18 protein-coding genes are annotated in these 20,076 nt (G+C 69.4%); 8 read left to right on the top strand and 10 right to left on the bottom strand.

Annotation, left to right across the window (positions count from 1 at the left end; all coding sequences use genetic code 11):
• Positions 1-234: 234 nt before the first annotated feature.
• A complete protein-coding gene (locus tag ACIBK0_RS35785) occupies positions 235-1,605 on the top strand; it encodes a M14 family metallopeptidase (RefSeq protein ID WP_399089025.1) in 1,371 nt (456 codons plus the stop codon).
• A gap of 84 nt (positions 1,606-1,689) precedes the next feature.
• On the opposite strand, the gene ACIBK0_RS35790 is transcribed toward ACIBK0_RS35785, so the two are convergent.
• The 5 genes from ACIBK0_RS35790 to ACIBK0_RS35810 form a co-directional block, all read right to left on the bottom strand.
• Complete coding sequence (locus ACIBK0_RS35790) at positions 1,690-2,244, bottom strand: hypothetical protein (RefSeq protein WP_399089027.1); 555 nt, start codon at positions 2,242-2,244, stop codon at positions 1,690-1,692.
• A gap of 229 nt (positions 2,245-2,473) precedes the next feature.
• On the bottom strand, positions 2,474-3,958 hold the full coding sequence (locus ACIBK0_RS35795; RefSeq protein WP_399089249.1) for a GntP family permease: 1,485 nt from the start codon (positions 3,956-3,958) through the stop codon (positions 2,474-2,476).
• A 336-nt stretch (positions 3,959-4,294) separates the two neighbouring features.
• On the bottom strand, positions 4,295-4,705 hold the full coding sequence (locus ACIBK0_RS35800) for a RidA family protein (RefSeq protein WP_399089029.1): 411 nt from the start codon (positions 4,703-4,705) through the stop codon (positions 4,295-4,297).
• Between the two features lie 9 nt (positions 4,706-4,714).
• A complete protein-coding gene (locus tag ACIBK0_RS35805) occupies positions 4,715-5,473 on the bottom strand; it encodes an IclR family transcriptional regulator (RefSeq protein ID WP_399089031.1) in 759 nt (252 codons plus the stop codon).
• Complete coding sequence (locus tag ACIBK0_RS35810) at positions 5,470-6,645, bottom strand: sugar kinase (RefSeq protein ID WP_399089252.1); 1,176 nt, start codon at positions 6,643-6,645, stop codon at positions 5,470-5,472. The genes ACIBK0_RS35805 and ACIBK0_RS35810 overlap by 4 nt, the downstream gene beginning before the upstream one ends.
• A 269-nt stretch (positions 6,646-6,914) precedes the next feature.
• Here ACIBK0_RS35810 and ACIBK0_RS35815 point away from each other — a divergent pair, with 269 nt between their 5' ends.
• Together ACIBK0_RS35815 and ACIBK0_RS35820 are read left to right on the top strand one after the other, a co-directional pair.
• A complete protein-coding gene (locus ACIBK0_RS35815; protein ID WP_399089033.1) occupies positions 6,915-8,192 on the top strand; it encodes an amino acid deaminase in 1,278 nt (425 codons plus the stop codon).
• A 9-nt stretch (positions 8,193-8,201) separates the two neighbouring features.
• On the top strand, positions 8,202-9,812 hold the full coding sequence (locus ACIBK0_RS35820; protein WP_399089035.1) for an amidohydrolase family protein: 1,611 nt from the start codon (positions 8,202-8,204) through the stop codon (positions 9,810-9,812).
• A gap of 34 nt (positions 9,813-9,846) precedes the next feature.
• Here the strand turns inward: ACIBK0_RS35820 and ACIBK0_RS35825 are convergent, their stop codons facing one another.
• The 3 genes from ACIBK0_RS35825 to ACIBK0_RS35835 form a co-directional block, all read right to left on the bottom strand.
• On the bottom strand, positions 9,847-10,707 hold the full coding sequence (locus ACIBK0_RS35825) for a trypsin-like serine peptidase (RefSeq protein WP_399089037.1): 861 nt from the start codon (positions 10,705-10,707) through the stop codon (positions 9,847-9,849).
• Between the two features lie 112 nt (positions 10,708-10,819).
• Positions 10,820-12,580 (bottom strand): P-loop NTPase fold protein, encoded by a 1,761-nt coding sequence (locus tag ACIBK0_RS35830; RefSeq protein WP_399089039.1) that lies wholly within the window; start codon positions 12,578-12,580, stop codon positions 10,820-10,822.
• A gap of 46 nt (positions 12,581-12,626) precedes the next feature.
• Complete coding sequence (locus tag ACIBK0_RS35835) at positions 12,627-13,277, bottom strand: hypothetical protein (RefSeq protein WP_399089041.1); 651 nt, start codon at positions 13,275-13,277, stop codon at positions 12,627-12,629.
• A 126-nt stretch (positions 13,278-13,403) separates the two neighbouring features.
• Here ACIBK0_RS35835 and ACIBK0_RS35840 point away from each other — a divergent pair, with 126 nt between their 5' ends.
• From ACIBK0_RS35840 to ACIBK0_RS35860, 5 genes are all read left to right on the top strand, one after another.
• Positions 13,404-14,615, top strand: coding sequence for a pyridoxal phosphate-dependent aminotransferase (locus ACIBK0_RS35840; RefSeq protein ID WP_399089043.1), 1,212 nt, complete (start codon positions 13,404-13,406; stop codon positions 14,613-14,615).
• 103 nt (positions 14,616-14,718) lie between these two features.
• Entirely contained in the window at positions 14,719-15,141 is a 423-nt protein-coding gene (locus tag ACIBK0_RS35845; protein WP_399089045.1) for a hypothetical protein, read from the top strand.
• A 287-nt stretch (positions 15,142-15,428) separates the two neighbouring features.
• Positions 15,429-15,944: a tetratricopeptide repeat protein gene (locus tag ACIBK0_RS35850; RefSeq protein ID WP_399089047.1), complete on the top strand. Its 516-nt coding sequence runs from the start codon at positions 15,429-15,431 to the stop codon at positions 15,942-15,944.
• Positions 15,945-15,996: 52 nt separating this feature from the next.
• Complete coding sequence (locus ACIBK0_RS35855; protein ID WP_399089049.1) at positions 15,997-17,271, top strand: glycosyltransferase; 1,275 nt, start codon at positions 15,997-15,999, stop codon at positions 17,269-17,271.
• 176 nt (positions 17,272-17,447) lie between these two features.
• Complete coding sequence (locus tag ACIBK0_RS35860; RefSeq protein WP_399089051.1) at positions 17,448-18,050, top strand: tetratricopeptide repeat protein; 603 nt, start codon at positions 17,448-17,450, stop codon at positions 18,048-18,050.
• A gap of 66 nt (positions 18,051-18,116) precedes the next feature.
• Here the strand turns inward: ACIBK0_RS35860 and rfbD are convergent, their stop codons facing one another.
• Both rfbD and rfbB read right to left on the bottom strand, forming a co-directional pair.
• Positions 18,117-19,028, bottom strand: coding sequence for a dTDP-4-dehydrorhamnose reductase (gene rfbD, locus ACIBK0_RS35865; protein WP_399089053.1), 912 nt, complete (start codon positions 19,026-19,028; stop codon positions 18,117-18,119).
• Positions 19,025-19,999 carry a dTDP-glucose 4,6-dehydratase gene (gene rfbB, locus ACIBK0_RS35870; protein ID WP_399089055.1) on the bottom strand — a complete coding sequence of 325 codons (975 nt, stop codon included), beginning with the start codon at positions 19,997-19,999 and terminating at the stop codon, positions 19,025-19,027. The genes rfbD and rfbB overlap by 4 nt, the downstream gene beginning before the upstream one ends.
• Between the last annotated feature and the right edge of the window lie 77 nt (positions 20,000-20,076).

A 20,076-nucleotide genomic window follows, 5' to 3' on the forward strand; every position in this document is an offset into this window, starting at 1 on the left:
TAAAGGGAGCGGGGACACAAGGGAGCGCGCGGCAATCACCACGCGACGCACACATGGTCAGGCCGATTTTCGGCCGATTCCCGCCCCTCGCCGCTTTGGCATCCCTTGACCTGCTCATGCCACGGCCTCACGATGAGCGCCACACCCGCATCAGGCACGTCGCCATGAGCCACCCCCCGCTCCACTCCCCACATTCCGGAGATCCCGGAATTCCTGGAGAAACAAGGAGACTTCATGCGACTTCGCATACGCGGCAACGGCACTCCCGACGACAGAGGCAGAAGCGGGCGGCGCACCGCCGCCCTCGCCGTGCTCGCCGCCCTCGCCCTCGCGGCGCCCCTCACCGCCACCGCCACCGACGCCACGGCGAGCGCGACGAAGGCCCCCGCGCCCTCGTCCGACGACATCCGCCAGTACGAGATCCACCAGAGCACGACCCCCGTGACCCGTACGGCGATCCAGCAGGCCGGCGTGACCGTGGACGAGGCCGACGAGGAGACCGTCGTCGTGTCGGGCCGCGCGGACCAGATCAAGAAACTGCGCCGACTCGGCTACGAGGTCACCCTGCTGGGCTCGGCGCCGAACCGTTCGAACGGCGCCCACGACGTACGGCTCCTCGACTTCCCGTCGGCGGACTCGAAGTACCACAACTACGCCGAGATGAATGCGGAGATCGATCAGCGGCTGGCGGCGTACCCGAGCATCATGAGCAAGAAGGTGATCGGCAAGTCGTACCAGGGCCGGGACATCGTCGCCATCAAGGTCAGCGACAACGTGGCGACCGACGAGAACGAGCCCGAGGTCCTCTTCACCTTCCACCAGCACGCGCGTGAGCACCTGACGGTGGAGATGGCCCTGTACCTGCTGCGCGAGCTCGGTGCCGGATACGGCAGCGACTCCCGCGTCACCAACATGGTGAACAGCCGCGAGATCTGGATCGTCCCGGACCTCAACCCCGACGGCGGCGAGTACGACATCGCCACCGGTTCCTACCGCTCCTGGCGCAAGAACCGCCAGCCCAACTCCGGTTCGTCGTACGTCGGCACGGACCTGAACCGCAACTGGAACTACAAATGGGGCTGCTGCGGCGGCTCTTCGGGGTCCAAGTCGTCCGAGACCTACCGGGGCGCGTCCGCCGAGTCGGCGCCCGAGGTGAAGGTCGTCGCCGACTTCGTCCGCGGCCGGATCGTCGGCGGCAAGCAGCAGATCACCGCCGGAATCGACTTCCACACCTACAGCGAGCTGGTGCTCTGGCCGTTCGGCTACACCTACTCGGACACCGCCACCGGCATGACGGCGGACGACTACAACGCCTTCAAGGCCGTCGGCCAGAAGATGGCCGCCAGCAACGGCTACACGCCCGAGCAGTCCAGCGACCTGTACATCACGGACGGCTCGATCGACGACTATCTCTGGGGCACCCAGAAGATCTTCAGCTACACCTTCGAGATGTACCCGACGTCCAGCTCCGGCGGGGGCTTCTACCCGCCCGACGAGGTCATCGAGCGGGAGACCTCACGCAACCGGGACGCGGTGCTGCAACTGCTGGAGAACGCGGACTGCATGTACCGGTCCATCGGCAAGGAGGCGCAGTACTGCTCGTGACGAGCGAACGGCCCGTCACGCGCGAATGAGGCGGTCGGGGAACCGCGGGCCGGTCATGGCCGGTCCCGCGGTTCCCCGCACCTCTTACGGCGCGCGTTCCTCGGCCGGCTCCTCTTCGTCCGCGCCCTCTTCGAAGTACGCGTCCAGCACCTCGTCCAGCGCGGCCTCCCACTCCTTGTGCTGGGACTTGGCCTTCGCCTCGATCTCGACCGGGTACCAACGCCGGTCCGGCGTGTGCACCGTGACGGTGAACCGCTTGCCGAAGCGCGGCGCCTCCGTCTCGACGGCGCCGATCTCCTCCCAGCGGAACTCGCACTCCTGGTCGTCCAGGCGCAGTCGTACGCCGTGGTGGTCGGCCGTGATCGAGGCACGCCGGTCGGACGCCTCGAAGACGGGGCCGTCGGGGTCCGCCTCCTCGGCGGCCTCTTCGGCGGTCTCGTCCGTGGCCTCGTCGGAGGCCGCCTCTTCGGTGGCGGTGTCCTCGGTCGCGGACTCGGCCGTCGTGGCCTCCTCGGTCGCGTCCTCCGGCTCCGCCGGGGCGGGTGACGTGAGCCCGGGGATGTACGCCGGATCGACCGCGGCGGCGGGGACCACGGGAACGTCCAGGGGCTGGCTGCTCGAACCTATGCGCTGCTCCACAGCGGGCAGTATGGTCGACGATCCTGTGTCGGGAACAGTCGCCCCCCACGCCTCTTGCGACTCAATCGGGTCGCGGTGGACGATGCCGCAGGCGTGAACGGCCCGGATGGCCTCGGTGAGCGCCGCACCGGGACGCCACAACTCCCCCTGCCCTGCCTGCGGATGGATCCGGTGCTGCCGATCCGAGCAGGCCTGGCCGGGGGAGCCGAGAGGTGCGGTCCCAGCGGTGCTAGACGAACAGGCTCAGCACCGCCGCGACCGCGAAGCCCGCCACCGACAGCACCGTCTCCAGGACGGTCCAGGACTTGAGGGTGTCGCGCTCGGAGATGCCGAAGTACTTGGCGACCATCCAGAAGCCGCCGTCGTTGACGTGCGAGGCGAAGATGGAGCCCGCGGAGATCGCCATGATGACGAGGGCGACGAAGGCCTGGGAGTGGTGGCCCTCGGCGAGCAGGGGCGCCACGATCCCGGCCGTGGTGACGATCGCGACCGTCGCCGAACCCTGGGCGACCCGCAGTACCACGGAGATCAGGTAGGAGAGGACGAGCACCGGAAGGCCGACGTCGTTGAAGGTGTCGGAGAGGGCCTGCGCTACACCGCTCGCCTTCAGCACGGCGCCGAAGATGCCGCCCGCGCCGACCACGAGCAGGATGTTGCCGACCGGCTTCAGGGACGAAGTCGACACCGTCTCGAGGGACTTGCGGGACCAGCCGCGGCGGATGCCGAGGAGGTAGTACGCGAGGATCAGCGCGATCGTGAGGGCGACGAAGGGGCTGCCGAAGAACTCGATGACCGAGCGGACGGTGGAGGGGTCGAGGGCGATCGAGGAGAAGGTGGCCGCGAGGATCAGCACCAGCGGCGTACCGATGATGCCGAGGACCGTGCCGAGCGGCACCGGCTTCTCGCGCGGCTCTACGCCGGCCGCGCGCTGTTCCTCGATGACGGCCAGCTTGGCCTCGGCCGCCGCCTCGACCATGTCCTGCGGTACGGCGACGAAGATCCGCTTGCCGATCCAGGCGGAGTAGACCCAGGCGGCGAGCACGGCGGGGATGCCGCAGACGATGCCCATGAGGATGACCCAGCCGAGCTGGACGTGGAGGAGACCGGCCGCCGCCACCGGGCCGGGGTGCGGGGGCAGGAACGCGTGGGTCATCGACAGGCCGGCCAGCAGCGGCATGCAGTAGAGCAGGATCGACTTGCCGGAGCGCTTGGCGGCGGCGTACACGATCGGCGCGAGGACGAAGATGCCGACGTCGAAGAAGACCGGGATACCGAAGATCAGGCCGGTGAGGCCCATCGCCAGCGGCGCCCGCTTCTCGCCGAAGAGGTTGAGCAGCCGGGACGCCAACACCTCGGCGCCGCCGCTGACTTCGAGGATCGCCCCGAGCATTGTGCCCAGACCGATGATGATCGCGACATGGCCGAGGATGCCGCCCATGCCGGACTCGATGACGGAGACGGCCGTGGACCGCTGGACCGTGCCGAAGAGCTCCGTGACCGAGAGTCCGGCCGCGAGGCCGACGGCTATGGAGACGGCGAGCAGGGCGACGAACGGCTGGAGTCTGGCCTTGATGATGAGGACCAGGAGGAGGGCGATACCGAGAGCGGCGACCGTGAGCAGGCCCGCGGTGCCGTCGACGAGGAGGAGCAGGCCACCGGTGTGGGGTGGGGTCTCGGGGGTGGCTGGGGCTGTCGCTGCGAGCGGATACGACAACAAGGGGGACGGCATGGAGGGCCTCTGTTTCGTAAGTGCATGGTCCGGGGGGTGGGAGGTGGGCGTCCCCCCACTGGGCACAGCCAGGGCAGGGGGGATCGCGGTGCGGCGCCCCGGGATGACGGGCGCCGCACCGTGACGACGTACGGAGTGCGGGAGTTGCGGAAGGAGCGTCAGCTCGCGAGTGGCGAGTGCGGGTTCACGAGCGGCGAGCGTCGGCTCACAGGTGACGAGCGCGGGTTCACGAGCGGCGAGCGTCGGCTCACAGGTGACGAGCGCGGGTTCACGAGCGGCGAGCGTCGGCTCACAGGTGACGAGCGACGGTCACGAGTGACGTCAGCCGAGTACGGCCAGTACGTCGATCTCGATGAGGAGTCCGGCCGGCAGGCCGACATAGACCGTCGTGCGGGCCGCGGGGGGCGCGGTGAGGCCCTGCTCCTCGAAGTAGGCGTTGTAGATCTGGTTCATCTCGGCGAAGTGGTCGACGTCCGTGAGGTAGACGCGGATCATCATCGCGTCGTCCCAGCTCGCACCGCCCTCTTCGAGGATCGCCCGGACGTTGGCGAGGGTCTGGAGGGTCTGCTCGCGCAGGGTCGGGCCGGCGGGCGTCGGGGGCCTGCCCTCCTCGGCCGGCAGGAAGCCGACCTGTCCGGCGACCTGGAGGATGTTCCCCTTCTTCACGCCGTGCGAGAACTTGGCGGGCGGGGTGGTGTGGGTCTTGGGGGTGAGGGCGATCTTGTCTGTCATGCGGGGTCCTTAGCTGGGCTCTTTCGAGGGCTTTCCGGAGTAGTCACGGCTGATGGCGTCGGCGGTACGGCGCACCAGCGGGAGCAGCGTGAGGAGTTCGTCGGCGGTGACGACGACGTTGGGCGCGGAGACCGACATGGCGGCGGCCACGCGTCCGTCTGCGCCGCGGATGGGGGCGGCGACGCAGTTGATGGACTCCTCGTGGCCACCGAGGTCGGTGGCCCAGCCCTGTTCGCGTACCGTCGCCAGCTCCTTGAGGAAGGCGGCGGCGTGGGGGATCGAACGGGCCGTGTACATGGGGTAGTCGAGCTTCTCCGCGAGGACACGGCGCTCGGCCTCGGGAAGGTCGGCGAGCAGCAGCTTCGCGACGGCGGCGACGGTGATGGCGACCGGCTTGCCGATCCGCGAGTACATGCGCACCGGGTAGCGGCTCTCCACCTTGTCGATGTAGAGGACCTCGTTCTCCTCGTACACCGCGAGGTGCACGGTGTGCCCGCACTGCTCGTTGAGACGTACGAGGTGAGGGTGGGCGATCTCCCGGATGTCCAGGTTCTCGACGGCCTCCTGGGCGAGGGCGAAGAGGCGGGCGCCGAGGCGGTAGCGCTGGTCGGACTGGCGGTAGACCAGACCGTGCTCGTGGAGCGTGCGCAGGAGGCGGAGCGCCGTGGACTTGTGGACGCCGAGGCGGTCGGCGACCTGCCCGAGGTCGGCGGGCCCCTCGGCGAGCAGCGGCAGGATGCTCAGCGCTCGGTCGACGGTCTGGCTCATGGGGTACGTACCTCCTCCTCGGCCCGATCGACGGCTTGGTCGACGGCTTCGGTCCAGCCGGGGCCGAGTCGAAGTGTCTCCCACGCGTCGTCGTCCAGAGCGGCCAGCCGGTCGGCGTGCTCCCGGCCGGGAGGCGCGGCGAGGTCGCCGGGCACGGTGAGCGCGGCGGCGGCCATGAGGTGACCGTGCCGCAGCCGGTCCTTGGCCGGGAGTCCGCGCAGCGTGGCGGAGAGGAATCCGGCGGCGAAGGCGTCCCCGGCGCCGACGGGGGCGACGACGTCGACGTGGAGCGAGGGGACGAAGGTGACGGTGTCACGGGCGGGTACGGCGACGGTGGGAGGCCTGCGGGTTGTCGCCCCCTCCTGTCCCGTACCCGGGGGCTCCTCCCCCGGAGCCCCGTATCGCGCTTCGCGCTCGTCCTCGAACTCCCCCGAGTTCTCGGCTTCGCTCGAACAGGGGGGACCCCCATGACGGGCTTGAAGTGAGTCCTCGGCCCGCTCGAAGAGCGTTGCTCCGCGTGCCCCCTGCTTGACGACCAGGGCCCGGGGTTCGGGCAGCGCCGCACGGATCGCCGCCGCGCCGCCGGTGATGCCCCACGCGGCCTCGGCCTCGTCCTCGCCGACGAAGACGAGGTCGCCGCCGCAGGCAAGCTCCAGGAGCACGGCGGCCGGGTCCTGGCCGTTCCAGAGGGTCACCCGGTGGTTCACGTCGAACGAGACGAGAGGGCGGCCGGGGCCGGGAGCGGTCAGCGTCCGCAGCAGGGCCAGGCAGTCGTCGGACAGGGCGGCGGTGATGCCGGACAGGTGCAGCACGCGGCCCGAACGGACGGCGGCCAGGTCCACGTTCTCCACCGCCATCGCGGATGCGGCGGATCCGGCCCGGTAGTACGCGACCTCGTGGGCGTCGGTCGCCCGGTCCCCCGCCGTACGGAAGTAGATGCCCGTAGGACGTGCGGCATCGCGCTGTACGGCGCTCACGTCGACCCCGTACGAGCCGATGCGCTCGGTCAGATGCTTTCCGAAGCCGTCGGCGCCCACCCGGCTGACCCATCTCGTGGTGTGCCCGGCGCGAGCCAGCACGCACGCCACGTTCGACTCCGCGCCCCCGATCCCCCGCTCGAACGACGGCACGTCGGCGAGGCGTCCCGGGCGGGTGGGCAGGAACGTGACCATGGACTCGCCGAGTGCGACAACATCGACGAGGCCGACGGCATCGGCATCGTGGGGCGCGGCACCTGCGGGTCCGTTGGGGGACACGATGACTGGGGCTCCTCGCTCTGGCGGCCAAAGGCGCTCCGTGCACCGTTGACCCTGCGTTGGCTGGGATGTTAGACAGCAGTAAGCGACATACGCAATGACCGTTGCACATGTCGCAATACGCCAGCAAGACCCCCGCACCGCATCCGCGGCGCACCGCACCTCACCTCGTCAAAGGAGGCCCCATGGGCGCCGACACCGCCGCAGCACAGCTGGCCGCACTCACGGCGGACCGCGTCGACCACCGCTTCAAGGGCCTCCCCCCGGACGCCGCGGGCCTGACGGTCGGTGAGCTGGCTGCCCAGCGCCGCAACCTCTTCACCGACGGCTTCACCACTCCTGTCCTCGCCCTCTCCGCCGAGCGCCTGACGCACAACCTCGAACTCATGGAGACGTACGCGGCCCGCCACGGCCTCGCCTTCGCCCCGCACGGCAAGACCTCGATGGCCCCGCAGCTGTTCTGGAAGCAGATCGAGCACGGCGCCTGGGGCATCACGCTCGCGGTGCCCCACCAGGTGCGCGTGGCGAGGGACTTCGGGATCGACCGGATCTTCCTCGCGAACGAGCTCGTCGACGCGGCGGCGCTGCGCTGGATCGCCGCGGAGCTGGCCGCGGACGCGGATTTCCGCTTCATCTGTTACGTCGACTCCCTGCGCGGCGTCGAGCTGATGGACGCGGCGCTGCGCGGGACGCCCCGCCCCCTCGACGTCGTCGTGGAACTCGCGGCCGGCGAGGGCGCGCGCACCGGTGTCCGTACGGAGGCGGAGTGCGCGGCGGTCGCCGACGCGGTGGCCGCGACGGGGACGCTCCGCCTGGTCGGCGTGGCGGGCTACGAGGGCGAGGTCCCGCAGGCGGACCCGGAGCGCGTGCACTCCTGGCTGCACCAACTGACCGCGCTGGCGACGGACTTCGACAAGGCGGGCCGGTTCGCGGAGCTCGACGAGATCGTGGTCAGCGCGGGCGGCAGCGCCTGGTTCGACGCGGTGGCCGACGTCTTCGCGCGGATCCCCGAGCTCTCCCTTCCCGTCCTGAAGTTGCTGCGCTCCGGCGCGTACGTCTCGCACGACGACGGGCACTACCGCAAGCTCACCCCCTTCACCCGCATCCCGCAGGAGGGCGCCCTGCACCCCGCCTTCCGCCTCTGGTCCCAGGTCGTGTCCCGCCCCTCCCCCGACCAGGCCTTCACCAACGCGGGCAAGCGGGACGCGGCGTACGACCTGGACCTCCCCTTCGCCCAGGTCGTACGCCGGGACGGCACCGAGCGCCCCGCCACCGGCATCACGGTCACCGGCCTCTCCGACCAGCACAGCTGGCTCCGTACGACCCCGGAGGCGGACCTCCAGGTCGGCGACTGGCTCGCCATGGGCCTCTCCCACCCCTGCACGTCCTTCGACAAGTGGCAGCTGATTCCGCTGGTGGAGGCGGACGGAACGGTCGTCGACTATGTCCGCACGTTCTTCTAGGAGGCCCTTGTGATGGATCTCGTCATCCGCGACGCGGAGGTCGTCGACGGCACCGGTGACCTCTCGTACCGCGCCGACGTGGGCATCGAGGGCGGCAGGATCACCACGGTGGTCAAGGAGGCCGCGGCGGCGGGCTGTCTGCGCCCGGTCGCCCGCCGCGTCCTGGACGCCGAAGGCCTGGCGCTCGCGCCCGGTTTCATCGACATGCACGCGCACAGCGACCTCGCGCTGCTCCGGGACCCGGACCACAGCGCGAAGGCGGCGCAGGGCGTGACCCTGGAGGTCGTCGGCCAGGACGGCCTGTCGTACGCGCCGGTGGACGACCGCACCCTCGCCGAGGTCCGCCGCGCGATCACCGGCTGGAACGGGTACGGCGACGACATCGACTTCGACTGGCGGTCGGTCGGCGAGTATCTGGACCGACTGGACCGCGGGATCGCGGTGAACGCGGCGTACCTCGTCCCGCAGGGCACCGTCCGTATGCTCGCCGTCGGCTGGGAGGACCGCGCGGCCACGCCCCAGGAGCTCGACCGGATGCGGCAGTTGGTCGCCGAGGGGATGGCGCAGGGCGCGGTCGGCATGTCCTCCGGGCTGACGTACACGCCCGGGATGTACGCCAAGGACGCCGAGCTCACCGAGCTGTGCCGGGTGGTCGCCGAGTACGGCGGCTACTACTGCCCGCACCACCGCTCGTACGGGGCGGGCGCCCTGGCGGCGTACGAGGAGATGGTGGCCCTCACCCGTGAGGCCGGCTGCCCGCTCCACCTGGCCCACGCCACCATGAACTTCGGCGTGAACAAGGGCAAGGCCCCGGACCTGCTCGCCCTCCTGGACAAGGCGCTGGCACAGGGCGCGGACATCAGCCTGGACACCTACCCCTACACCCCGGGCTCCACGACGCTCGTCGCCATGCTGCCGAGCTGGGCGAGCGAGGGCGGCCCGGACGCGATCCTCGAGCGACTTGCGGACGAGGACACCGCTGAACGGATCCGGCACCACATGGAGGTCGTCGGCGCCGACGGCTGCCACGGCGTGCCCATCGAGTGGGACACGATCGAGATCTCGGGAGTGAACGACCCGGCGCTCGCCCCCTACGTCGGCAGGACGGTCCGGCAGTCCGCCGACCGGCGCGGCGAGGCCCCCTGGGTGACCGCCCGCCGTCTCCTGCTCGACGACCGGCTCGGCTCGACGATCCTTCAGCACGTCGGCCACGAGGAGAACGTCCAGGCGATCATGCGGCACCCCGTGCACACGGGCGGCTCCGACGGCATCCTGCGGGGCGACAAACCCCACCCGCGCGCGTACGGCACCTTTCCGCACTATCTCGGGCGGTACGTAAGGGAGTTGGGCGTCCTTTCGCTGGAGGAGTGCGTCGCCCATCTCACCGGCCGCCCGGCCGCCCGCCTGCGCCTGCCCGACCGCGGGCTGGTCCGCGAGGGATACCGCGGCGACCTGGTCCTGTTCGACCCGGCCACGGTCGCGGCGGGCTCGACCTTCGAAGAGCCCCGCACGCTGCCGACGGGCATCCCACACGTCCTCATCGACGGCCGCTTCGTGATCGAGGACGGGCGCAGGACGGACGTACTGGCGGGACGGGCGGTCCGCCGTACTCCCCGGTGACCGCCCGCCTCCGCCTTCTTACGGCCTTACAGCCTTACGGCTTGGGCAGGGTGCACCCGGTGCGGCTCAGGTCGAGCTTGTTGTCGAGACCGAAGCAGGGGACGATCTGGTACGTCTCCTCGGCGTAGTTGATGCCCTGGCGGACGGTCACGTTGCCGTTCGCGTCGACCTCGCACGGGTTGTTCTCGGTGCAGCGCTCGCCGTCTTCGTTGCCCGTGTTGTTGACGGCGACGACCTTGCCGGTGGCGTTGTCGATGACCGGCGAGCCCGAGGTGCCGCCGATGGTCTTGCAGGCGGAGGTGTAGCGGACCGAGTCCTTCCAGGTCCAGTCGCCTTCCTTGAGGCGGTAGACGAAGCCGTCGACGTTGCACGCGTAGGTCCGCTTCCAGTAACCGGAGACGACCGTGATGGCGGTACCGGCGACCGGGTGCGTGTCCTGCACCATGAGCGCGCTGATGCCGTACGAGCTCTTGATCTGCGCGTAGGTGGTGGTGAGCTGGTAGATCGTGACGTCGGTGTCGGTCATCGTGGAGTACGCGACCTTGCTCGCGCGCAGCGTCCCGACCCTCGTGGCCGAGGAGTTGAGCAGACCGAAGCTACGGCTGGACGGCTGGTCGACGATGACCTCGCCGGGCTCCGGGAAGCCGGTCTCCAGGCAGTGGCCGTTGGTGAGCACCAGCGCCGGGTCGTCGTCCTGCGAGCCGGGGAAGCGGATGACGGATCCGGAGCAGTTGCTGAGCGAGACGGTGCCGGCGAAGTTGACGGCCTGGATCGCGGGCGCGGCCGTGGTCTTCGTGGTCACGCCGTCCGTGGTCACGGGTGCCGCGACCGCGGGTGCCACGCCTGCCCCGGCGATCACCAGGGCGAAGAGCGCGGCGACGAGAGGCTTTCTCATGTGGGGGGTCCCCTCTTGCGACTTGGGCGACCGAAGGTTTTCCGGTCACCTGTTGATTTGTCATGCGCATTGTGAGGGGAGAGGGGTTGAGGGGCAAGGAGTTGTTTTTGGCCTAGCGGTCGGCTTGTTCGAGTGCCGCGGCGACGTACTGGAAGAGCATCGGCCCGGTCGTGGCGACCCGTGCGTTGAGCGCCAGGGCGCGGGACTCGCGGTTCGGGGTGATGCGGCTGGTGAAGTACACGGCGGGCCCCTTGTAGCGGTCACGGTCGCGCCAGTCCTGCAGATCGGTGATCCCCGCGTCGCGGTCGCGACCGCGCTGCACGTCGGAGATCAGCAGGTCGATCCGGGTGACCCCGAGGACGTGCTCGGCGCGCTCCCGGTCCGTGGCCACCCAGACGCGGACGCCCTGAGACTCCAACTGCTCGACGAACTCGGTGTTGCGGGTGGGGTGGTCGTCGATCCACAGCACATGCTTTCCGGCGTACAGCACGGTGCTGCCCCGTCGCACGGCCGATCCCGCCGAGGGGGGCTCCTCGGAACGGATCACCGCGACCGAGGGGACGCCCTGCTGAAGTTGCTCCACCAAGGTGTCCAGCTCGTTCCTGAGGGCCAGCCAGTCGATGAGGTCGACGAAGTTCCGGTCGAGCGCCAACTCCGGGAATCCGGTGGGAAGATGCCCCTCCAGCTGCGCGAGCAGCGAGCCCCAGTCCTCGGAACGGTCCCGCTTCGGCCTGGCCAGACCGTACGCCTCCAGGCAGCCCGCCGTGATGGTCCAGGACACGTCCGAGGGCTGGGCCAACGGCTCGCTCAGCACCTGCCGGGCCGCGCGGTAGCGGTCGAACTCACGAACCGCGTGCACATCGGCCCCGTCGCGGGCCACCAACGTGCGGTAGAAGTCGGGGTACAGCTGCTGGAGCAGCAGAATGGGGATCACGACCGCCGAATCGAACGGCTCCCACACGAGGTTGAGTGCGTGCTCCAGCCCGAACCCGTTGATGAGCCGCTTGATCCGGCGCGGGTTGCGGGACGAGTGGGCCGCGATCAGGTCGACCAGGCTCTCGCGCAGCAGGTCATGAATGCCCGAGCGCTCGGCGCAGTGGCGGACGTACTCCTTGACATTGTCGACGCCCGGCAGCGGCACCCGGTAACTCGTCTGGAAGATCTTCTCCATGAACGCGGACCCGGCCGGAGACAGGTCCCGCAGCAGTCCCGAGGGCCCGAGCGCCGACCGGTCGCACCCGATGACGAAGGCGAGCCCGGGCACATCCAGATAGACCTTCACCGCCTCGCACACTGCGAGGATCGTCTCCTCCGAGCAGCGGTCGAGGTCGTCGACGAACACGACGAGCATCTTCCGGGTCTCGTACGGCGTGGACTGCGCCCACTCCGTCGCGAGCTCGCGCAGCCGGGTGCGCATCTCGTTGCGGGCCTGCGCGTCGATGGAGAGGTCCTGCCACAAGCGGTCGACGAGTCCGGCCGCCCCGAGCGGCCCCGCGGCGAGCGTCAGCGCGGTCCGTGCGACCCCGAAGACCGCCCGCTGCTCCGACACCCGATAGGCCGCCCGCCGCAGCAGCCGCTTGTCGAACTTCGCCAGGACCGACTTGATCAGCCCTTCCAGCGCGTCCGCCCCGGTAGAGGTCCAGGCGTTGTACCAGAGCGTCGGGACGCCGTGCTTCTTCCGCAGTTCCGCGTCCACCAGGCGCATCAAGGTGCTCTTGCCCATGCCCCAGCCGGCGTCGACGGCCAGGGTGAACGGGGTCGCGGCGCGGGAGTCGTACAAGAGCTTGGCGAGCTCGTGCGCGGCTCGCTCCGTCCCCAGTCGATCCTCACCCGGCTCCATCACCGGCTCGTCGTTCAACAGCGAGAAGTCCATGCCCTGCCTTCCCCTCACGGCAGGGCCAACCTACTGGCACCGGCGGCTACTTGGGCCGCTTCGTGGCTCCTTGGCCGTGGCCGTTGGAGTTGCCCCGGCCGCCCTCGGTCGTGGAGGTGGCGGTCGCGGGAGCCGAGGTCGCCGGGGCCGTCGAGGCGCTCGCGGACGGGGCCGCCCTCGGGGAGCCGGAGGCGGCGCCCGCGCTGCCGGACGCCCCGGGCGACGTGGTGGACGACGGACCCGCAGAGGTGCCGGCGGTCGCGGCGGAACCCTCCGTGGGTGCGACGGCCCCCGTGGCGAGGTGCGGTGGCGAGGCCGGCTCCCGACTCGGACCGCCCGACCCCTTGGACGACCCCGAGTCGAAGGCCCCCGAGATCACGAGGGCGAGGAGGACGACGCACACCGCCCCGCCGGCCACGGACAGCCGGCGCAGCAGCCGGGCACGGCGCCGGCGCAGCAGCCGGTCGCGGCGGCCCGTGGGATCACCGGGAACGGCAGCCTGTACGAGGGTGTCGTCGCCGTCCTCGTACGCCTCCCGCGTGCGGGGAGCACCGTCACCGCCCTCTTCGTACCCCTTCTGCCAGCCGTGCGCCTCGGCCGGGTCCGTGTACGTCTCATAGGCCGGAGGCGCCTCGCCGTCGCTCTGCGGGAGGTACACCCTCGGCGCGGCTTCGGGTTCGCCGGACTGCCAGGACATGGGCGCGCATTGTAGGGATCGCAAGGGCTTACGGCGTAGCGAGCGGACAAAGATGACCAAACCGCCACGTCTCACGTGGTGAAAAACACCCCCCGCGGAGCGTTACACGGCCGTAAGCTCACGGACATGCAGGTGATCCAGTCCACGAAGCTCGCCAACGTCTGCTACGAGATCCGGGGCCCGGTTCTCGAGGAGGCGATGCGGCTCGAAGCTGCCGGTCACCGCATCCTCAAGCTCAACACGGGAAACCCGGCGGCGTTCGGTTTCGAGTGCCCGCCCGAGATTCTGGAGGACATCCTCCGTAACGTCTCGTCGGCCCACGGCTACGGCGACGCGAAGGGCCTGCTCGCGGCGCGGCGGGCGGTGGTCATGCACAACCAGACCCTCGGTATCGAGACGGACGTCGAGCACGTCTTCATCGGCAACGGCGTCTCCGAGCTGATCGTGATGGCGATGCAGGGCCTGCTGGACGACGGCGACGAGGTACTCGTACCGGCGCCGGACTACCCGCTGTGGACCGCCGCAGTCTCGCTCTCCGGCGGTACGGCCGTGCACTACCGCTGTGACGAGCAGTCCGACTGGATGCCGGACCTCGCGGACGTGGAGCGGAAGGTCACCGACCGCACCAAGGCGATCGTGATCATCAACCCGAACAACCCGACGGGTGCGGTGTACGACGAGGCGATGATCCGGGGTCTGACGGACATCGCCCGGCGCCACAACCTCCTCGTCTGCTCCGACGAGATCTACGACAAGATCCTTTACGACGGCGCCACGCACACGGCGACCGCTGCGGTCGCCCCGGACCTGCTCACGCTCACCTTCAACGGCATGTCGAAGGCGTATCGGGTGGCGGGTTACCGGGTGGGCTGGATGTCGATCTCGGGCCCGCGCGCGCACGCGGACTCGTACATCGAGGGGCTGACGATCCTCGCGAACATGCGCCTGTGCGCGAACATGCCCGGTCAGCACGGCGTGGTCGCCGCGCTGAGCGGACGCCAGACGATCAACGACCTGGTGCTGCCCGGCGGGCGGCTGAAGGAACAGCGGGATGTCGCCTACGAGTTGCTGACGCAGATCCCGGGCGTGAGCTGTGTGAAGCCGAAGGGGGCGCTGTACCTCTTCCCGCGCCTCGATCCGAAGGTCTTCAAGATCAAGGACGACCGGCAGATGGTCCTCGACCTGCTGCGCCGCGAGAAGATCATGGTCGTCCAGGGGACGGGCTTCAATTGGCCCGAGTCGGACCACTTCCGGGTGGTCACGCTGCCGACGGTCGGGGATCTGACCGACGCGGTGACCCGGATCGGGAACTTCCTGGACGGCTACGGCCAGCCGTGACGCTCACGCTGTGTGCGCAGCGCGACGAGTTCTGCGACCGGGCTCAACTTTAGACGAAATCTAAGCTAGGATGGCTTCCTGTCAGAGCACAGGAGGCCATCCCATGTACGAACCGATCCGCACCAAGTCGGTCCACACGATGGCCGGCACCGCCCCCTCCGACTTCCCCCACCGGTCGCGCGAGGAGGAGCTGGACATCCAGCTCGCCGGTCACCTCGCGGCACTGCTCGCGATGACGGACGAGATCCGCGGACTCGCGCCGTCCGCCGACCTGGACGCCGCCGCCGAGCGGCTCGCCGAGCAGGTGGCGCGACTGCGGGGAGGGTCGGCACCCGTACGTTCCACGGTGGCCGCCGCCATCCATGAACCCGGCGTCGCGGCCCTCCACCAGCGGGCGCACGCCCTCGCCGGACGCGCCCTGGTCGTCGCGGCATCCCGCGCCGACACCGCCGCCGCGATCCTGGCGGCCGAGCGCATGGACGCCCACGAATCCGCCGCCGACCCCCGCGAACTCGCGTCCCACTGAGCCCCACGGCTCCCCTCGAACGGCCCCGGTCCACGCGTACTCGAAGCGACGTGCGGACCGGGCGCCACTTTTTTGTGCACACGACGCGTACATTCGGGTGGACTGCGCGCTCTTGGTGCCCGCCAAACGGCGGCTGCATCACCACTGCCTCGTAACGTCGGTGGAAATGACGGTGGTTCGGACTCCGGCACGCCATCGTCCCTCACTATTCCACGAGATGTGACAAAGTGAAACGTAGGCAATTGTTGGTGGGGCTCTTCGCTGTGGCTGCAGTTACCACCGGAGTGATGTCGTGGGCGATTCATTCCTTCTCGGCAGCGCCCCCGGATTCCAAGGCCCCGTCACCAGCGGACCAGAACCTGCAGGATGCCAATGCGCTTTTGCAGGCCGGCATTCTGCAGCAGAACAACCACGACTTCGCAGGGGCCGACCGTACCTACCGGCGAGTTCTGGAGCTGGACCCGCAGAGCAAGTTCGCCTGGTACAACCTCGGAGTCATCGCGCATGAGGACAGGAGGGTGGCCGATGCCCGTGCGGACTACGACAAGGCCCTGAAGATCGATCCAATGTTCCCGTCGGCCCTCTTCAACGAGGCGCTGCTGCTGGAGTCGAGCGATCCCGACCGGGCGGCCGAACTCCTGAAGCGTGTCATTGCCGGCCATCCCAAGGACGCCACGGCACATCTCCACCTCGGACGAATCTGGGCGCAGAAGAACCGTGACGACAAAGCCGCGGACGAGTTCCGTCGTGCGGTCAAGGCCGATCCCTCACTGCGTTCCCAAGTGCCGGAGGAATTCCGGTGATTCCCGACTCCTCAATCCCCCGACCGACATCGAGCCAAGCAGGGAGCAACAGATGACGTCGACGGCGACACCGAGGTTCTCCGTCTTCACCCCCAGCCACCGGCCCCGTTTCCTCGATGAGTGTCTGGCGACCCTGCAGGCGCAGACCTGTTCCGACTGGGAGTGGATCGTCCTGCTCAACAACGGCGCCCGATGGCGACCGGATCGACCCGACGACAGGGTCCGCGTGGAGATCGCGGACGACGTCAAGGGCGTCGGAGCGGCGAAGCGCAGGGCCTGTGAACTGGCCCGCGGCGAGATCCTCGTGGAACTCGACCACGACGACCTGCTGGCGAAGGCGTGCCTGGCGGAGCTCGGTATGGCGTTCGACGCGCACCCCGAGGCCGTGTTCGTCTACAGCAACACCGCGCAGATCACCGAGGACGGGAAGCGGGACGACAGCCGTTTCGACGAGACGTTCGGCTGGCAGTACGAGGAGGTGAAGGTCGACGGCCGCAAGCTGCTGCAGGTCGTCTCCCTGGCGCCGACACCGCACAACGTCGCCTACATCTGGTACGCGCCCAACCATGTGCGGGCGTTCCGCAAGGAGAGCTACGAGAAGGCCGGCGGGTACGACCCAGAGCTCACGGTCCTGGACGACCAGGACCTGATGTGCCGCCTCTTCCACGTCGGCGACTTCCACCACATCAACCGTTGCCTGTACCTCCAGCGGGTTCACCCCGGGAACACCCAGAGCGACGCGGAGATCAACGCGCACATCCAGCGCCAGACAGTCACCCTGTACGACAAGTACATCGAGGCCAACGCCCTCGCCTGGACCTACCGGCGCGGACTGCTCGCGCTGGACCTCGGCGCGGCCCACCGGAAGCCGCCGGGCTACGTCGGCGTGGACCAGCGGCCGGGCGAGGGTGTCGACATCGTCGCGACCCTGCCCGGGAAGCTGGACCTGCCCGACGGCTCCGTCGGCCTGATGCGGGCGGTGGACTTCCTCGAGTACGTGCCCGCGAAGGTGCCGCTGATCAACGAGTTGTACCGGCTGCTGGCGCCCGGTGGCATGCTCCTCACCATGACGCCCAGCTCCGACGGCCGCGGCGCGTACCAGGACCCGACCCACGTCGCCTACTACAACGAGAACTCGTTCTGGTACTACACGGACGACCAGTACCGCGCCTTCGTGCCGGACCTCGAGGCCCGATTCCAGTCGTCGCGGCTGGCCACCTACTTCCCGAGCGAGTGGCACTCCAAGAACGACATCTCGTACGTGGTCGCCAACCTCATCGCGATGAAGGACGACACCGCGCGGTGCGGCGGAAAGCTGCTCGTCTAGGCCGCCCGAAACAGCGAGCGCCCGGTGGACCGTGAGGTTCCACCGGGCGCCTGCTCTGTCATTCGGGTGGTTTGCACGCCCCAAGCGCCTGCCGAACGGCGGCGCCACCGGGCGGCCTCGTAACGTCGGTGTCGGCCACCTGAGATGAGCCATATCCATCCGTCCTCCACCATTCCATGAGATGTGACAAAGTGACACGTAGGAGATTGTGGGCAGGGCTCGCCGCGACAGCGGCGGTCGCCGCCGGGGTGACCATCTGGGCGCTTCCGTCCCCCTCGAACGTGCCGTCGGAATCCAAGGCCGCGTCCGTGATCCGGAACAGCAAGCCGGCAGAGGCACTCTTGCAGTCCGCACTTCAGCGCCAGACGCACCAGGATTCCCTTGGGGCTGCCCGGGATTACCGACGTGTGCTGGAACTGGACCCCAGGAACAAGCAAGCCTGGTACGGCCTCGGCCTCATCGAGCAGCAGGACGGCAGGGCGGCGGATGCCCGTGCAGCGTACGAGAAGGCTCTGGAGACCGATCCGAAATTCATGTCCGCGCTCTACAGCGAGGCGTTTCTGCTGAGGTCGAGCGATCCCGACCGGGCCATTGAGCTCTTGAAGCGTGCCGTTGCCGCCGATCCGAAGGCCACCTCGATCCAGATGCAACTGGGTAACCTCCTGGCCGAGCAGCACCGCAAGGGCGAGGCCGAGGATGTGTTCCGTCATGCGGTCGCGGTCGACCACCGGATCCTTTCCCAAGTGCCGGAAGAGTTTCGGGCTTCCGTGAGCCGCTGAGTGCCTGGCGGCGCGGACGACGCCCCGGAAGGCGCCCTGCGGACCGTCTGGTCCGCAGGGCGCCTTCTACGTGTGGCGGGCACTCGCGCGCGCCGCGGCGGCCGGCCCGGCGAACGCGGGTTCCTTCAGCGCGGCCGCCAGCTGGTCGTCCCACGGAGGGAGGGGGGCGAGGCCGGCCCGCAGCCAGTTGTCGTGGCCGAGGACACCGAAGGCCGGGCGGGCGGCCGGACGCGGGAACTTGTCCGATCCGACCGGGCGGATCCGCTCGGGATCGAGGCCGCTGAGCCGGAAGGTCTCACGCGCCAGACCGCACCATGTGGTGCGGTCGGCCGCTGTGCCGTGGTAGATGGCCGCCGGTGCCCGTCCGGTCAGCGCGGCGCGGCCGAGGGCGGCCAGCTGCCTGGCGAGCGCCCGGGACCAGGTCGGCTGGCCGTGCTGGTCGGCCACCACGTCCAACGTCTCGCGCAGGGCGGCGAGTTCAAGCATGGTGGCCACGAAGTTCGGGCCGTGCGCGCCGTAGAGCCAGGCGGTGCGCACGACGTAGCCGGTGCGCGGCAGCAGTTCGACGACTGCCCGCTCCCCCGCCAGTTTGCTTCGCCCGTACGCGTTGACGGGCCCCGTCGGTGCCTCTTCGGCGTACGGCCGACGGGCGTCACCCGGGAACACGTAGTCGGAAGAAATGTGGAGCAGGAGCGCGCCGCTGTCCGCGCAGGCGCGCGCGAGGTTGCGGACGCCCGTGCCGTTCACTGCTGTGGCCGCCGCCTCGGACCGCTCGGCGCCGTCGACGTCCGTCCATGCGGCACAGTTGACGACCACTCGGTGACCGGTGACGGCGGCGCGGACGGCTGTCGGGTCGGTGATGTCGAGCCTGTCCCGGCTCAGTCCCGTCACCATGGCGTCCGGATCGCCGGCGAGCTCGGCCAGCACGTCCTGGCCGAGGAGCCCGCGTGCACCGGTCACCAGCCAGCTCGTGGTCATCGCAGCTCGGCCCTCTCCTTGAGCGGCTCCCACCAGGACCGGTGTGCGCGGTACCAGGCCACCGTGGCGGCCAGGCCCTCCGTGAAGGACACCTGCGGGGCGTAACCGAGGTGCTCGCGGATCTTGCTGTCGTCCAGCGAGTAGCGCAGGTCGTGGCCCTTGCGGTCGGGCACGTACTCGACCCGGTCCCAGCCGGCGCCGACCGCGTCCAGCAGCAGGCCGGTGAGCTTGTGGTTGCTCAGCTCGGTCCCGCCGCCGATGTTGTAGACCTCCCCGGCTCTGCCGCCGCGCAGAACCAGGTCGATGCCCCGGCAGTGGTCGGAGACGTGCACCCAATCGCGGATGTTGAGGCCGTCTCCGTAGAGGGGGACCGTCTTCCCGTCGATGAGGTTGGTGATGAAGAGCGGGATGGCCTTCTCGGGGAACTGGTACGGCCCGTAGTTGTTGGAGCACCGGGTGATCACCACGTCCAGGCCGTGGGTGCGGTGGTAGGCGAGCGCCAGCAGGTCGGAGCCGGCTTTCGACGCTGAGTAGGGGGAGTTCGGCGCCAAGGGCCACCCCTCGGTCCATGAGCCTTCACTGATCGAGCCGTAGACCTCGTCGGTGGAGACGTGGACGAAGCGGCCGACACCGTGCCGGTGGGCCGCGTCCAGGAGCACCTGCGTGCCCATCACATTGCTGCGGACGAACGGACCGGCCCCGTCGATCGACCGGTCCACATGCGACTCGGCGGCGAAATGGACCACCGCGTCGTGGCCCGCCGTCACCTGGTCGACCACATCCGGGTCGCAGATGTCGCCCCGGACGAAGGTATATCCCGGGTGTTCCGCGACCGGTGCCAGATTGGCCTCGACCCCCGAATAGGTGAGTTTGTCGAGGACGGTGATCCGCGCTGTCGGACCCGAATTCAGATGTCGGCGGACATATTCCGAACCGATGAATCCAGCACCGCCGGTCACAAGGATGCGCATAGTTCTCCGAGTCTTTCTTGCTGCCCGGGATCCAGCGCCAAAGCCTCAGAGCCAGGCCGCGGGCGCGGGCATAATGC

The sequence above is a fragment of the Streptomyces sp. NPDC050564 genome, assembly GCF_044457265.1.
Taxonomy (GTDB): domain Bacteria; phylum Actinomycetota; class Actinomycetes; order Streptomycetales; family Streptomycetaceae; genus Streptomyces.